General features: G+C 72.1%; 12 protein-coding genes. 3 read left to right on the top strand and 9 right to left on the bottom strand.

Going from position 1 to position 13,937, the window contains the following annotated elements; translation table 11 throughout:
• Together ngcE and AC5L36_RS34155 are read right to left on the bottom strand one after the other, a co-directional pair.
• Positions 1 to 1,368 (bottom strand): N-acetylglucosamine/diacetylchitobiose ABC transporter substrate-binding protein, encoded by a 1,368-nt coding sequence (gene ngcE, locus AC5L36_RS34160; protein WP_441222739.1) that lies wholly within the window; start codon positions 1,366 to 1,368, stop codon positions 1 to 3.
• A 144-nt stretch (positions 1,369 to 1,512) separates the two neighbouring features.
• Positions 1,513 to 2,802: an aspartate aminotransferase family protein gene (locus AC5L36_RS34155; RefSeq protein WP_441222737.1), complete on the bottom strand. Its 1,290-nt coding sequence runs from the start codon at positions 2,800 to 2,802 to the stop codon at positions 1,513 to 1,515.
• Positions 2,803 to 2,876: 74 nt separating this feature from the next.
• Here AC5L36_RS34155 and AC5L36_RS34150 point away from each other — a divergent pair, with 74 nt between their 5' ends.
• Positions 2,877 to 3,815 (top strand): hypothetical protein, encoded by a 939-nt coding sequence (locus tag AC5L36_RS34150; RefSeq protein WP_441222736.1) that lies wholly within the window; start codon positions 2,877 to 2,879, stop codon positions 3,813 to 3,815.
• A 21-nt stretch (positions 3,816 to 3,836) separates the two neighbouring features.
• On the opposite strand, the gene AC5L36_RS34145 is transcribed toward AC5L36_RS34150, so the two are convergent.
• Genes AC5L36_RS34145 through murD form a run of 3 tightly spaced genes read right to left on the bottom strand, consistent with a single transcriptional unit; the run spans position 3,837 to position 6,654 of the window.
• Complete coding sequence (locus AC5L36_RS34145; protein ID WP_441222735.1) at positions 3,837 to 4,706, bottom strand: hypothetical protein; 870 nt, start codon at positions 4,704 to 4,706, stop codon at positions 3,837 to 3,839.
• Positions 4,703 to 5,281 carry an RNA polymerase sigma factor gene (locus AC5L36_RS34140; RefSeq protein WP_441222734.1) on the bottom strand — a complete coding sequence of 193 codons (579 nt, stop codon included), beginning with the start codon at positions 5,279 to 5,281 and terminating at the stop codon, positions 4,703 to 4,705. Before AC5L36_RS34140 ends, AC5L36_RS34145 begins: the two co-directional genes overlap by 4 nt.
• A gap of 35 nt (positions 5,282 to 5,316) precedes the next feature.
• Complete coding sequence (gene murD, locus AC5L36_RS34135) at positions 5,317 to 6,654, bottom strand: UDP-N-acetylmuramoyl-L-alanine--D-glutamate ligase (RefSeq protein WP_441222733.1); 1,338 nt, start codon at positions 6,652 to 6,654, stop codon at positions 5,317 to 5,319.
• 18 nt (positions 6,655 to 6,672) lie between these two features.
• On the opposite strand from murD, the gene AC5L36_RS34130 reads away from it, so the two are divergent.
• The gene (locus AC5L36_RS34130; protein ID WP_441222732.1) at positions 6,673 to 7,977 is read left to right on the top strand and encodes a MurL-like N-terminal domain-containing; all 1,305 of its coding nucleotides are present in this window, start codon (positions 6,673 to 6,675) and stop codon (positions 7,975 to 7,977) included.
• A 47-nt stretch (positions 7,978 to 8,024) separates the two neighbouring features.
• On the opposite strand, the gene AC5L36_RS34125 is transcribed toward AC5L36_RS34130, so the two are convergent.
• The 3 genes from AC5L36_RS34125 to AC5L36_RS34115 all read right to left on the bottom strand — a co-directional run bounded on the left by AC5L36_RS34125 (position 8,025) and on the right by AC5L36_RS34115 (position 11,710).
• Positions 8,025 to 9,197 (bottom strand): YncE family protein, encoded by a 1,173-nt coding sequence (locus AC5L36_RS34125; protein WP_441222731.1) that lies wholly within the window; start codon positions 9,195 to 9,197, stop codon positions 8,025 to 8,027.
• Between the two features lie 61 nt (positions 9,198 to 9,258).
• Positions 9,259 to 10,884 carry a PucR family transcriptional regulator gene (locus AC5L36_RS34120; protein ID WP_441222729.1) on the bottom strand — a complete coding sequence of 542 codons (1,626 nt, stop codon included), beginning with the start codon at positions 10,882 to 10,884 and terminating at the stop codon, positions 9,259 to 9,261.
• A gap of 4 nt (positions 10,885 to 10,888) precedes the next feature.
• Positions 10,889 to 11,710, bottom strand: a complete 822-nt coding sequence (locus AC5L36_RS34115; protein ID WP_441222823.1) for a TrmH family RNA methyltransferase — start codon at positions 11,708 to 11,710, stop codon at positions 10,889 to 10,891.
• Positions 11,711 to 11,761: 51 nt separating this feature from the next.
• Between AC5L36_RS34115 and AC5L36_RS34110 the strand changes: the two genes are divergently transcribed.
• Complete coding sequence (locus AC5L36_RS34110; RefSeq protein ID WP_441222728.1) at positions 11,762 to 13,135, top strand: MFS transporter; 1,374 nt, start codon at positions 11,762 to 11,764, stop codon at positions 13,133 to 13,135.
• On the opposite strand, the gene AC5L36_RS34105 is transcribed toward AC5L36_RS34110, so the two are convergent.
• Complete coding sequence (locus tag AC5L36_RS34105; protein ID WP_441222727.1) at positions 13,128 to 13,856, bottom strand: hypothetical protein; 729 nt, start codon at positions 13,854 to 13,856, stop codon at positions 13,128 to 13,130. The two genes, AC5L36_RS34110 and AC5L36_RS34105, sit on opposite strands and share 8 nt — an antisense overlap.
• Positions 13,857 to 13,937: the final 81 nt, after the last annotated feature.

The following is a 13,937-nucleotide window of genomic DNA, read 5'->3' as shown; positions in this document are numbered from 1 at the left end:
TCAGGCCCGCTTGAACTTCTTGACCGAGCTGTCCTGCGCGATCATGTCAGCGCCCTTCTGGCACTGGTCGAGGAACTCGGTCGGGCTGATGCGACCGCTGAAGAACTCCCCGCACGCCGCGTCGACGAGCTCGCGTTCGAGCTTGCGGTAGTAGTTGTTGTAGACCCAGTTGAAGCCGTTGCTGCCGGAGGCGTCAAGCGCCTTGACCACAGTGGTCAGGCCGGGCGGGAGGGTCGCACCCTCGGCCGCGCCTGCGACCACGCTGAGCGCGGAGACCTTCTGCGTGAAGTCCTTGGCGCCGCGCATCGACAGCACGGTGCGGAAGTACTCCAGGCCGCCGGGGACGTTCTTCGCCTTGGCCGGCACGACGAACGGCTCGCCGGCCGTGCCCCGGATCGCCTCGAACGGCAGCTTGTCGCCGGTGCTGAGGCTCGGCGTCGGCGCGATCGCCATGTTGAAGCCGGCGGGGGTGACCGCCTTCTGCTCGTTCTCTATCCAGGAGCCGCAGGAGATGAACGCCGCCTTGCCGCGGCACCACTCGGTCTGCGACTGCACGTGGTCGAGGCCGGGCGTGCCGGGCAGGATGAACTTGTCCTTGACGATCTGGTGCCAGGCGTCGACCGACTGCTTCATCGCGTCCGACTTCCACGCGTTGGGCTCGAGGTTGTCGATCGCCTTCGCGACGTCGAGCCCGCCGAGCTTGATGGCCGTGGAGATGACGGGCCAGCTCATGTAGCGGGGGTGCTTGCCCGCGTAGGTCCACGGCGAGATGCCGGCCGCCTGGATGGTGCGGCACAGCGCGATGTGCTCGTCCCACGTCTTCGGGTACTGCCAGCCGCGGTCGGCGAAGAGCTTCTGCGAGTACCAGATGCCGTAGACCGTGTAGCTGATGTTGAGCACGTGGAACTTGCCGTCGAAGCTGCCCACGTCGACCACGCCGGGCAGCAGCGTGTCGCGCACCTTCTTGCCCGGCACGTCGAGGCTCGGCGCGTCGAGCAGCGGGCCGAGGTCGGCGAGCGCGCCCTGCGACACGAGGCCGCCGGGGTCGATCTGGCCGGCGCCGGAGTTGTTGACCACGTCGGGCGGGCTGCCGTCGACGAAGCGCGGCTGGAGGGTCTTGCTGATCTCCTGGGTGGCCGAGTGCGTGATCTTCGCGTTCGGGTACTTCTCGTTGTACATGGCCTCGTGGGCCTTGGCGTACTCCTCGCCGTACCCGCCGTTGAAGATGACCACCTCCAGCGGCGCGTCCGCCTTCACGCCGAAGGGGTTTTCCGCGGTCTTCTCGCCCTGGTTGGCGCTGTCGCCGCCGGAGTCGTCGTCGCCACTCGTCGCGCAGCCGGTCAGTAGGCCGGCCGCGGGGGTCGCCATGACGCCGGCGACGACCCCACGACGGAGAATGTCACGCCTTGTACTATTCATGGGGGCCGCGTCACTTCCCTTCAGTCGCTGTTAACGCTTTGAAGGATTCTTACGACAAGTCGTGGGTGACAGCAACCCCTGGGCACCGAACCGTTACGTGGCGGCCCTCCCGATGGCGTCGACCAGGATCGCCAGCCCCTCCCGCGCCTCGTCCTCACCGAGCGTGAGCGGCGGGCCCATGCGCAGCACGTTGCCGTACAGGCCGCCCTTGCCCACGAGCAGGCCACCCTCCTTCGCGAGCTCGAAGACCCGCGCGGTCACCGCCGGGTCCGGCTCCACCGTGCCCGGCCGCACGAACTCGATCGCCAGCATCAGCCCCTTGCCCCGTACCTCGGCCATGATCGGGTGATCCGCGGCGGCCGAGCGCAGCCCCTCCAACAGGATGCCGCCGACCCGCTGGGCGTTCTCCTGAAGATTGTGGTCGAGCACGTAGTCGAGCACCGCGTTGCCGGCCGCCGTCGAGATCGGGTTGCCGCCGAAGGTGGAGAAGGAGATCGCCTCCACCGCGTTCATCACCTCGGCCCGGCCGACCACGCCGGCCAGCGCGAAGCCGTTGCCGATGCCCTTGGCGAACGTGAGCAGGTCGGGCGTCACTCCGTGCGCCTGGTAGCCCCAGAAGTGCTCGCCGGTGCGCCCCCAGCCGGTCTGCACCTCGTCCGAGATGAGCAGGATGCCGTACTCGTCGAGCACCTTCTTCAGCCCCGCGAAGAGCCCGTCCGGCGCGCTCACGAAACCGCCCACGCCCTGGATCGGCTCGGCGATCAGGCAGGCCACGTCGCCGGCGGTCTGCGTGGCGATCACCTCGCGCAGGTCTTCGACCGCCGCCTCGATGTGGTCGGCGTCGTCGAGCTTGGCGAGCACGCCGCGCAGCCGGTCGCCGGAGTGCAGCCAGGCCACCTGGAGCGGGTTGAGGGCGCTCGCCGACCAGCTGCGGTGCCCGGTGATGCCGATCGTCGCGTACGACCGGCCGTGGTAGCTGTTGCGCACCGCGAGCACCTGGTTGGACTTGCGCAGGTTGGTGGCGACCAACAGCGCGGCCTCGTTGGCCTCGGTGCCCGAGTTGGTGAAGAAGACCCGCGCGTCCTCGATGCCGGAGAGCCGGGCGATCTTCTCGGCGAGCTCGACCTGCTGGCGGATCAGGTACAGCGTCGAGGTGTGCGCCACGCCCGTGCGCAGCTGCCGCTCGACCGCCTCGCGGATCTCCGCCACGTCGTACCCGATCATGGTGGTGAGCACGCCGCCGAAGAAGTCGAGATACGTGCGGCCGGACGCGTCGGTGACCCGGCACCCCGATCCGGACACGATCTCGATCGGCTCCTGGTAGTAGAGCGGCATCCACTTGGGCAGCACGGCTCTGTGCCGCGCGAGCAGGTCATCGGTCATACCGCACGCTCCCACCGGCGCGGCCCCGGAGGCAACCTACAGTGTGTAACTGCCATCCCCGTTAAGATCCGACCGTGCACGTGCAGCCGGTCCCGCTCCCGTCCGGCGAGCCGGCCGCCGTGCTCGACGGCGTGGCTCGCTGGATCACGTCCGCGCCCCTGCGCGACCTCGTCACCGCGTTCGGCGGCCAGTGGCCGGGCGGCGACAGCCCCTCGCTGCTGGGCTGGCTGGACGCGTTCTCGGCCACCCACTGGGACTTCCGCGCCGGCGCCGAGCGCCCGGACGCCCGCGAGCCCGACCTCGACCCCGAGATCGCCACGCTCGTCGAAGCGTCGGCCGAGGCGCTCGGCATGATCGGCGCGAAGCCACCGCCTCGCCGCGACTACAAGCACGTGGTCGTGCTCGGCGGGCTCGCGCACGCCTGCCTGCGGCGCACCGCGTACGCCGCGCACCTGCTGCACCGCGGCACGTTCGCCGAGGGGGTGGGCGTGCTGGGCAGCTTCCGCCCGCTGTCGCCGGCCGAGCGTGCCCTCCCGCCGGTCAACGGCTGCCGCAGCGAGATCGACGTGCTCGACCTCGGCGTGCGGCGCGCGTTCAAGGTCGACGAGCCGGTCGAGGCCGACGCCGCGCCGGACGGCTCCTGGTCCGTGCGCACCTACGCGCCCGAGGAGGGCCCGCCGATCGCGGTGCTGGCCGCGCCGTCGTCCGAGCCCGGGATACGCCGCGCGCACACCGCCGACACCCAGCGCTTCTGGGCCAAGCGCGCGGCGCTGGCGCAGGGCGACCGGGTGCTGGTGGTGACCGCGCCGATCTACGTGCCGTTCCAGCACTGCGACGCGGTGCGCACCCTCGGCCTGCCGTACGGCTGCGCGGTCGACACGATCGGCGTCGACCCCCGCCTCGCCGACGACCTCGCCCTGCCCGAGCCGGTGCTCACCCCCGGCCGCTACCTCCAGGAGATCAGGTCCGCGATCCGCTCCATGCGCCTGCTGGTCGCCGCCCTCGGGGGTTGAGCCGCCGTGGTGGGTGCCGGGCTAGCGGCGCCAGGCTTCGGTGGGTAGGCAGGTGGCGGGGTCCGGTGTGGGTGCGTCCTTCTTCGCGGGGCGCGGGAGGTAGAGCACGTTGCCGGCCGGGTCGGCGTAGCAGCGGTCGGGGTAGTCCTTGTCGAAGAGGGGCATACGGCCGATCTCGTTGCCGTCGGCGTCGTAGCTGACCAGGCGCGCGTTGGCGCGGACCGGGCCGCCCTGGCTGACCAGGCCGAAGGCGCCGTCCTTCAGGCGTGCCGGGGTGGTGCGCCCGTCGCCGTGTTCCAACACGAGCCGGCTCACCCGGTGACTGGCCCGGCCGATGACCATCACGTCGCCGCCGTCCACATCGCTGGACGACAGGCTGAGCCACTGAACCGGACCGGGCAGCCAGTTTCGGCGGTCTCCCCACTCGTCCGAACCGGTGCCGCCGCTGATCTCCTCGCCCGGCTCCTCGTCCAGCTCGCAGGTGTAGTACCCGTCCGGTTTCAGGAATAGCATGGCGGACCGGTGCCCGTGCCCCGTCGCCACGACCAGGTCGTCCATCCCGACGGTGATCGCGTGTCCGGGGACCTCCGGGTGCCGTTCCCGATTCCAGGCCAGGCACTTTTTGGCCGCCGCGCGCAGCGGGGGCGACAGCTCGGCGGCGGACATCGCGAGCGCCTGGGTGCTCTGGCCACCGCCGTCGCCGGACGGCCACAGCACGGCTCCGCCCACACCCGCCGCGACGGTCGTCACGACGGCGGCCAGGACCGCCACCCGCCGGCCGGTGTGCGAGGGCGGCGGCTCGCCCAGCGTGGCGAGGACGCCGGCCCGGATGCGGTCCGCGCGGTCGGCGGGCAGGTCTCGGTCGGCGGGGGGGTTCAGGATGTCGTTCATCGCTCCTCCTCGGTGTCGGCGGCCACCATGCGGGCCAGGCGGGACCGGGCGCGGCTGACCCGGGAACGGACGGCGCCCTCGGTGACGCCGAGGATCGCGGCGGCCTGCGGATAGCCGACGCCGGACCAGACGCAGAGGGCGAGCGCCTCGCGTTCGGCGCGGGGCAGCTTGCGCACCAGCGCCAGCAGGTCCCGCATCCGCTGCTCGTCGCGCAGCCGGTCGGCCACCTCGTCGGCCGGGTCGGACGTGCCTTCCGGCTCCGGCGGCACCCGGCGCAGCAGGGCGTGCCAGCGGCGCCGCGACCGGTGCTCGGTGCGGGCCGCGTTGGTGGCCACGACCAGCAGCCACGGCAGCACGGAGCCGTCGACCAGGCGGACCTCGCGCCGGCGCCGCCACGCGGTCACGAACGTGGTCTGCGTGACGTCCTCGGCGACGCTCCACGAGCCGCAGAGCCGGAACGCGTGGTTGTAGACCGCGCGGGCGTGCCGCTCGAACAGCTGCCCGAACGCCGCCTCGTCGCCTGCGGTGCCGGCCGCCAGGAGCTGGGTGTCGCTCGGCGGTACCTCGATCCTCACACCTGTATATGGCCGGCCGGGGCCGGCGTGTCGCGTCACGCGAGCGGGGCGGTGTCCCTCACGGCTTGGGCGAAGACCTCGGAACGGTGCTCGAAGTTGCGGAAGCGGCCGTAGCTCGGCGCCGCCGGCGACAGCAGCACCGCGCCGCCCGCGGGGGTGACCGCACGGGCCCGCCGGACCGCGTCGACGAGGTCGTCGGCGACCTCGGTACGCACGCCGGGCAGCCCGTCCAGCGCGGCGACGATGCGCGCGCCGCTGTCCGGGATGCCGATCACGGTGAGCTCGCGGCCGGCCAGGTGCGCGCGCAGCGGGGCGTAGTCGAGGCCCCGGTCGGTGCCGCCCACGATGACGGTCAGCGGCCGCCCGTCGTAGGCGTCGATCGCGTGCATCGAGGCGTACGGGCTGGTCGCGAGCGTGTCGTCGACGAACGTCAGCCCGGACGGGTCGTCGATCTCGGTCAGCCGGTGGGGCAGCGCGGCGAAGCTCTTGGCGGCGGTGGCGAGCGTGTCCGCGCCGGCCACGGTGTCGATGCCGAGCGCCTCCAGCACCGCGAGCGCGACGCACAGGTTGCGCTCGTTGTGCCGGCCGACCAGTGGCAGCACCGCCCGTTCGAAGAGCGGGGTTTCCGCCCGGTACACGATCCCGTCCCGCACGTGGTACGAGTCGGGCAGGCCGGCCCGCACCGCTGGGCGGTCGCCGATCTCCGCCGCGAGGCGCTCGTCGAGCCCGTTGACCACCACGGTCTCCGGGTCGTGCGCGATGAGGTTGAGCTTGTCGCGGTAGTACTCCCGCTCGCCGCCGTGCGCGTCGAGGTGCTCGGGGAAGAGCGCGGTCACCACCGCCACCCGGGGTGAGTCGGTGAGGTCGCTGCACTGGTAGCTGGAGAGCTCCAGCACGTACTGCTCGCTGTCGGGCAGGTCGAGCAGCGGCACGCCGATGTTGCCGCCGAAGACGTTGGGCCGCCCGGCGGCGCTCAGCAGGTGGCTGATCAGGCTCGACGTGGTGCTCTTGCCCTTGCTGCCGGTCACGCCGACGGTCGCGGCGGCGTGGTCGGCCATCCACAGGGCGGTGCCACCCGTGACCGTTATGCCCCGTTCGCGAGCTTCGAGGATCCATCGATGGGTCTGCGGCACGCCCGGCGAGCGCACGATCACGTCGGCGCCCATCAGCGCGTCGTGGCAGCCGTCGCCGGTGACCAGCGGCACGTCCTTCGCCTTGCTCTCCGACCAGTCGAGCGAGAGGAAGTTGACCGTGTCGTCGACGGCGACGAGGCGGGCCGGCCCGTGCGCCGCGATCGCCGCGGCGGCGGCCACCCCCTCACGTCCCGAGCCCCAGACGGCGACGGAACGGCCACGCAGGTCAGAAAGGCGCATGCGCCCTAGTATTGCGGGGTGCTCGAGACCCAGTTCCGCCGGCTGTCCTTCCCCGCGCTCACGTTCGACCCCGCGTCGGGCGAGGCGCGGCTGCCCTACGCGCTGGACGAGCTCGAGTTCATCGAGACGGTGACGTTCCCGGTGCCGACCGGGCCGGTCCCGGCCGCCTTCCACCGCGTGCTGGAGCTGCTGCACCTCGTCGCGGGCGTGAGCTACTTCAAGGTGGGCGCGCCGCCGGAGATCACGACCGCCACGCCGCTCAGCCCGGCCGCCACGGCCCTGCTCGACGCGGTCTACACCAAGGGCATGGCGGAGTACGCGTACCGCAACGAACTGCCGCACGTGCTCTCGCTGAGCGTTTCGGCGCCGGCCGCGTCACCGCAGTCCCCGGTCTCCGTCGCCGGCAAGCGGCCGCTCAGCCCGGTCGGCGGCGGCAAGGACTCGATCGTGACGCTGGAGGCGCTGCGGCGCGGCGGGCTCGACCCGGTGCCGTTCGCGGTCAACCCCAACTGGGTGATCCAGGCGGTCTTCTCGGCCTCCGGCCTGACCCCACTGGTCGCCCGCCGCAAGATCGACCCGAAGCTTTTCGACCTCAACGCGGCCGGCGCGCTCAACGGCCACATCCCGGTCACCGCGATCAACTCGCTCATCGCGGTCGCCACCGCCACGCTGCACGGCCTCGGCCCGGTGGTGATGTCCAACGAGCGCTCCGCCTCCGACCCCAACCTCGTCTGGAACGAGCACGAGATCAACCACCAGTGGTCCAAGGGCGTCGAGGCGGAAGGGCTGCTGCGCGGGGCGCTGGCCGCGCACGCGGGGCTCGCGGACGCGTACTTCTCGCTGTTGCGGCCGCTCTCCGAGCTGCACATCGCGCGCCTGTTCGCGGCGCACACCCAGTACGACGAGGTGGTCACGAGCTGCAACGCCGCCTTCAAGCTGCGCGACGCGAGCGCCCGGTGGTGCGGCCACTGTCCAAAGTGCCGCTTCGTCTTCCTGGCGATGGCCCCGTTCATGCCGCGGGCCCGGCTCGTCGCCATCTTCGGCGCCGACCTGCTCGCCGACGAGACCCAGATCCCCGGGTACAAGGAGCTGCTGGGCCTCGACGGCCACAAGCCCTTCGAGTGCGTGGGCGAGGTCGAGGAGTCGGTCGTCGCGCTGAGCCTGCTGCGGGATAGTCCGGAGTGGACAGACGCGCGGGTGGTGTCGGAGCTGGCCGCCGCGATCCCCGGTGCCGCGTGGACCGCGGCCGCCAACTCCGACGTCTTCACGCCCGGCGGCACCAACTACGTGCCACCGGCTTTCGCCTCGCTGGTCACCCCGTAAGGGCGCGCCCGCGTGCCAAGAGGGCAGCCCTCTTGGGGGGCGGAAGGTCAGGGGAGCGCGGCGATCGCCTCCGGCGCGAGCTTGGCGTTGCGTTCGCGCTGGGGGAAGTCGCCGACCGGGACTCTCGCGACCACCGCGCCCGTGGCGTAGGACAGGACGACCATCTCGTCGTCGCCGCTCAGCGTCACGTAGCAGTAGCGGCCGTCGAAGCTGCTCTGCGCCCAGTACGGGATGTCGCCCACCGGCACGATCTGGTTGGTGGTGAGGGCCGGCCGGGACAGGATCGCCGCATAGTCGTCGATCGTGCCGGCCACGCAGAGCTTGGTGCCGTCGCCGGACATCGCGATGCCGTGGTGGGCCGAGTTGCCCGGGTAGTCGTCCGGGTGGGTGGCCCGCCCCTCCTCGCTGAACGGCAGGTTGACCGTGCGCACGATCCGCCCGGCGACCAGGTCGTACTCGACGAGGCCGTTGAGGTAGGACAGCTGCGCGTACATGGTGCGGTTGTCGGGGGTGAAGACCGCCGGGCGCACACCGTGGTCGAACTCGTAGGTGCGGGTCACCCGGAACGTGTTCGGGTCGACGACGGTGAGCCGCTTGGCGCCCTTGGCCCACTCCATCCACTGCGGCAGGGAGATCGCGCCGATGCTGGAGTTGTAGAGGCGGGTGCCGTCCGGCGAGTAGTCGTTGGCGTGTGGGTAGGCGCCGGTGGGAAACTCGGCCACTTCCCGGCCGGTGGCCGCGTTGATGACCTGCGCCTTGTTCACGGTGGTGTCCGAGACGATGATCCGGCTGCCGTCGGGCGAGATCGCCATGTGGTCGGCGTGGTAGCCCTCCAGCTTGTAGCGCCACACCTGCTGGTGCGTGACCAGGTCGATGGCCACCACGTCGGGCAGATTGGAGCGGGAGACGTACATGACGCGGCCGTCCGGCGAGACGGCCATGTCGTCGACCAGCTTGTCGCCGTTCTGCGAGCGGACCACCTCGTACGCGGCGCGCTCGACGAGGTTCATCTCGTCGAGGCGCTGCTGGAGGTCGGGGATGACGTCGAGCGTGCCGAGGACCTCGAACGTCCGCTCGTCGACGAAGCTGACCGTGCCGCCGTAGGCGTTGCCGACCAGGAGCACCTCGCGGAGGGCGGCGGGTGCGGCGCTCGCGGTGGACGGCGCGACCGCGAGTGCGCCGAGCAGGAGTGTCGTGGCCGCCAGGGAAGTCTTTCTCATGACGCGCCCCTTCGAGGACGGTGAATGTTACCGCCCAGTAAAATGGATATCGGGAAACGCGTCAATGTTTCATATTTTGCTCCCGCACCGCGTCCAGCGCCAGGATCGCCACGTGCAGGGAGAGGCAGGTGTCGACCGCGTCGAGGTCGGCGTCGAGCACCCGCTCGATGCGGGCCAGCCGCTCGTAGAGAGCCGGCCTCGACAGGTGCGCCGCGGCGGCCGCGGCCGACTTGTTGCGGCCACTGTCCAAATAGGCCCGTAGCGTGCCGAGCAGGCGCTCCTTGGGGTGCCGCGCGTCGTACGCCAGCAGGGGACCCAGCTCACGCTCCACAAAGGTCTGTAGCCGCGGCTCGTCGCGCAGCAGGTGCAGCAGGCCGGCCAGTCCCACGTGCGGCAGGCGGAACACCGTCAGGTCCCGCCGCCCGTGCCGCGCCGCGTCGGCCACCTGCCGGGCCTCCACAAGGGAGCGACGCGCGTCGCGCAGCGAGTCGACCCGCGAGCCGGCCGCGACGACCACGGCGGGCGCGGCCGCTCCCCGTACCCGGTGCAAGGCGGCGGCGAACGCGGAGAGCGACCGTTCCTCGTCGGTGACCGCGGGCAGCGCGACGAGCGCGCCCACCGCGTGGTCGTCGAGCGGGCCGGCCAGCCCGGCCAGGGCGGCCTCGCGCAGCGCGTGGCTCACCGCCTCCGCCAGGTCGCGCAGGCGGGCCGCGTCGGGCGCGGGCTCCTCACCGCGATGGCGCACCACCACGCCGACCAGGTGACGGCGATCCAGCGGCACCCCCAGCGCCCGCGCCCGCAGCGCCACCTCGTCCACCGGGCGGGTGTGGTCGAGCAGCGCGGTGAGCAGGGTGCGGTGCAGCTGGTGCTCCAGGCCCGCGGCGTCGCGGCGGATCAGGCGGCCGAGGGCGAGCGTGGACGCGGCGCGTTCGAGCAGGATGGTCAGCCGGGTCGGCGGCGGCCCGTCGCCCGCCCAGCGGGCCAGCAGGCGGCCCCAGTCCTGCCCGCGTGCGCCGACGTTGGTGACGAGCCACCCCGCGTCGGCGTCGTACGCGGTGCGCCCCGCCGGCTGGATCCGCCGCGAGTGCTGCTCCCAGGCGTCCAGCAGCAGCTCCGCGCTGTCGCCGGCGGTGTCGTAGGCGAGCACCTGGCGGGCCAGGTTTTCCAGCACGACCGGGCAGCCGGCCAGCGCGGCGGCCTGGTGCACCACCTCGGCCGGCTCCGCCCCCTCGACCGAGAGCTCGGTGAAGCGCTGATGGATCTCCTCGGTCGCCCGCAGCTCGGTCAGCTGCGCGTCGACGATCAGCGCGTGCACGGCCTCGGTGATCCGCACGAACGGCGTGGCCCGCCGCAGCTCCACCAGCGGCATCCCGCGCCGCTGCGCCGCCGCGGCCATCACCCTCGGGACACTCCCCGTGTACCGCCGGCCGAGCTCCACGACGAGCCCGGCGACGCCCACGTCGGCGAGGTCGGCGACGAACGCCCGGATGCCCGCGTCGTCGACCGGCAGCCCGATGCCGGTGGTGAGCACCAGCTCGCCGCCGCGCAGCAGGGTGGCGATGTCGGGCACCTCGGCCACGTGCACCCACCGCACCGGCCGGTCGAGCCCGCTCTCCCCCGCGACCACGCGCGGCTCCCCGTGGCGCACCGGGTCGAGGGCGATGACCTCACGGACAGTAGGGAACACAGGCTCAGTCTTCCCGACCCAGCTCCCAGAAGGCGACAGCCGCCGCCGCGGCCACGTTGAGCGAGTCGACCCCGCGCCGCATCGGGATGACGACGCGCTTGTCACTGGCTTCGATGGCTTTGCGGGACAGGCCGGGCCCCTCGGCGCCGAGGAGGAGGGCCGTCCTTTTGGCTTTCCCCACCCTCTGGATCGGCGTCGCGTCGGCGGACAACGTCATCGCCAGCACGGTGAAGCCGGCGGCCTTCACACGGTCGAGCGCGGCCGGCCACGGCTCCAGCGTCGCGTACGGCACGGCGAAGACCTCGCCCATGCTCACCCGCACGCTGCGCCGGTAGAGCGGGTCGGCGCAGGAGGGCGAGAGCAGCACCCCGTCGACGCCGAGCGCCGCCGCGCCCCGGAAGACCGCGCCGAGGTTGGTGTGGTTGTTGACGTCTTCCAGGATCGCCACCCGCCGCGCCTCGCCGAGCACGTCCGCAGGGTCGGCCAAGGGCTTGCGGTGGAACGAGGCGAGCACCCCGCGGTGCACGTGGAAGCCGGTCGCCTTTTCGAGCACCTCCTGGCTGGCCGCGTAGACGGGGGCGTCCACCAGATCGCCGAACTGCTCGAGCCGCTTCTCGTCGAGCAGGTACGACCTGGCCCGGTAGCCGGCCCGCAGCGCCCTCCGCAGGACCAGCTCCCCCTCGGCGATGAACAGCCCGTGCGGCGGCTCCCACCGCGTCCGCAGCTCGACGTCGGTCAGCGCCCGGTAGTCCGCGATCCGCTCGTCGTCCGGATCGGTGATCAGCTCCACGGTGGCATTCTCCCGCCCCGGGTTGACGCAACCAATTGGCTGCTATAAGTTGAGTAGCAACCAGTCAGTTGCTATATGGGAGCCGAAATGCTCAGTGGCCGGGAACGGTTGATCCTCTTCGTCCTCCTCGGTGCCGGTTTTATGCTGTCCGTCGACTTTTCGATCTTGAACGTGGCACTGCCGGAGGTCGGCGCCGGCGTCGGCCTCGACGTGACCGGGCTGCCCTGGATCACCTCGGCGTACGCGCTGCCCGCGGCCGGCTTCACGCTCCTGTTCGGCCGGATGGCCGACCTCTTCGGGCGCCGCCGGCTGTTTCTGGCCGCGATGGTCCTGCTGGCCGCGTCGTCGCTGCTCGGCGGCTTCGCAACAAACCCGCAGACCCTCCTTGCCGCGCGGGTGCTCCAGGGCTTCGCGACCGCGATGACGATCCCCGCGGCGATGTCGCTGCTCACCACCACCTTCGCCGAGGGCTCGACGCGCGCTCGCATCCTCGGCCTCAACGGCGCCCTGCTGTCCGGCGGCTTCACGTTCGGCGCGCTCGTCGGAGGCACCCTGGTCAGCGTGTGGAGCTGGCGGGCCGCGTTCTTCGTCAACGTGCCGGTCGCCGTCGCGATCCTGCTGCTCACGCCGTTTCTGATCAGCGAGAGCAGGGTGCCCGACCGGGCGAGGCTGGACGTGCCCGGCGCGGTGACCGTGACCGGCGGCCTGCTCGCCGTGCTCTACGGGATCATCGAGAAGCACCTGCTCTGGGGCGCCGCCGGCGTGCTGCTGCTGGTCGCGTTCTGGATGATCGAGCTGCGCTCCCCGGCGCCGCTCGCGCCCGTGCGCATCCTCAAGCTGCCCACGGTGAAGTGGGGCAACTACGCGGGGCTGGTCATCTTCCTGATGGAGCCCGCCATGATCTTCCTGATGACGCTGTACCTCCAGAAGACCCTCGGCTTCTCCGCGCTCACCACCGGCCTGGTCTTCGGCGTGCCGGGCCTGGCCGCCGTGGCCGCCGGGGTCCTCGCCGGACGCTCCATCGGGCGCTTCGGCAGCCGCCGGATGCTGACCGTCGGCGTGCTGGTGCAGGGCCTCGCCACGCTGCCGCTGGTGTTTCTCGGCACCGACCGGTCCGCGCTCGCGATCCTGGTCCCCGCGCTGTTCATCGGCTTCTTCGGCCATGTGACCGCCATCGTGGCTTACACGGTGACGGGCACGTCGGGTCTGCCCAACGAGCAGCAGGGCCTGGCCACCGGGCTGACCTCGATGACGCAACAGGTGGCCATCACCGTCGGCATACCGATCCTGAGCGCGGTCGCGGCGACCCAGAGCGTGGAGCTGACCGGCATCCGGCTCGCGCTGAGCGTCAACGTGGCCGTGACGCTCGTCAGCGCGTTCCTCATCTGGTCCGGGCTGCGCCCGCGCGACGAGCGCCGGGCGGCCACGGCGGCCGCCCCACGGCTGGAACGGGTCAGTTGACGCTGCCGGTCGTGGCCACCTTGGCCGCCACCGCCTTGGCGCCGGCGGCCGCCGCGGCCGTCCGCCCACTGTGGACGGCTGGCACCAGGTGGCCGGCGGTCCACGACATGCCGATGCCGGCCGCGAGGACGAAGATGGCACCGACCGTCTGAAGTGGACCGACCAGCAGGCCGGCGACGCCGAGCATCGGCGCGGCGAGCATCAGGATCAGGCCGTCCGACTTGCCGAACAGGCCGCTGCGCGCCACCGACCACCCGGCCAGCAGCCAGCCCAGCGAGTAGACGGCGCCGCCGGCCAGCGCGAGCGTGCGCGCGTCCGTGCCGTACACGGCGGTGTCTCTGGGCACCGCCGCGAACGGCAGCCACAGCACCACACCGGTGAGACCGACCATCAGGCCGGCCGCGGCGGTGCGGCGGCTGCGCGCGGCGGCCAGCAGGCCCGTGAGCGCGACGAGCGCCATCAGGCCCAGCCACATCGCGACCACCCAGCCGATGAGGTGGAGCACGCGGCCGTTCTCCAGGTACGGGATCGGCGCTCCGCCGTCCCATCGGCCGAGTGTCACCGCGCCGTAGGCGACGGCGTAGCCCGGGAGCGTCCACATCAGGCCCCGGGCGAAGCGGCGTACGGACCACGCCCAGGTGGCGTTGGTGACCGGGCCGATGGCCGAGCGCTCCGGGGCGGCGGCCGCGACGACCGCGACCCCCGCGTCGGTCCGGGACACCACCTTCACCGGGGCCGACCGCACCGTCGACCCCGCCGGGCGCGTGTGTCTCGTGGCGTTCGTCATGGCCAACCGCCTTTC

Source organism: Phytohabitans sp. LZ39 (genome assembly GCF_059359075.1).
Note: the sequence above shows the minus strand (reverse complement) of the source record. Positions and strands in the feature narration are given on the sequence as shown.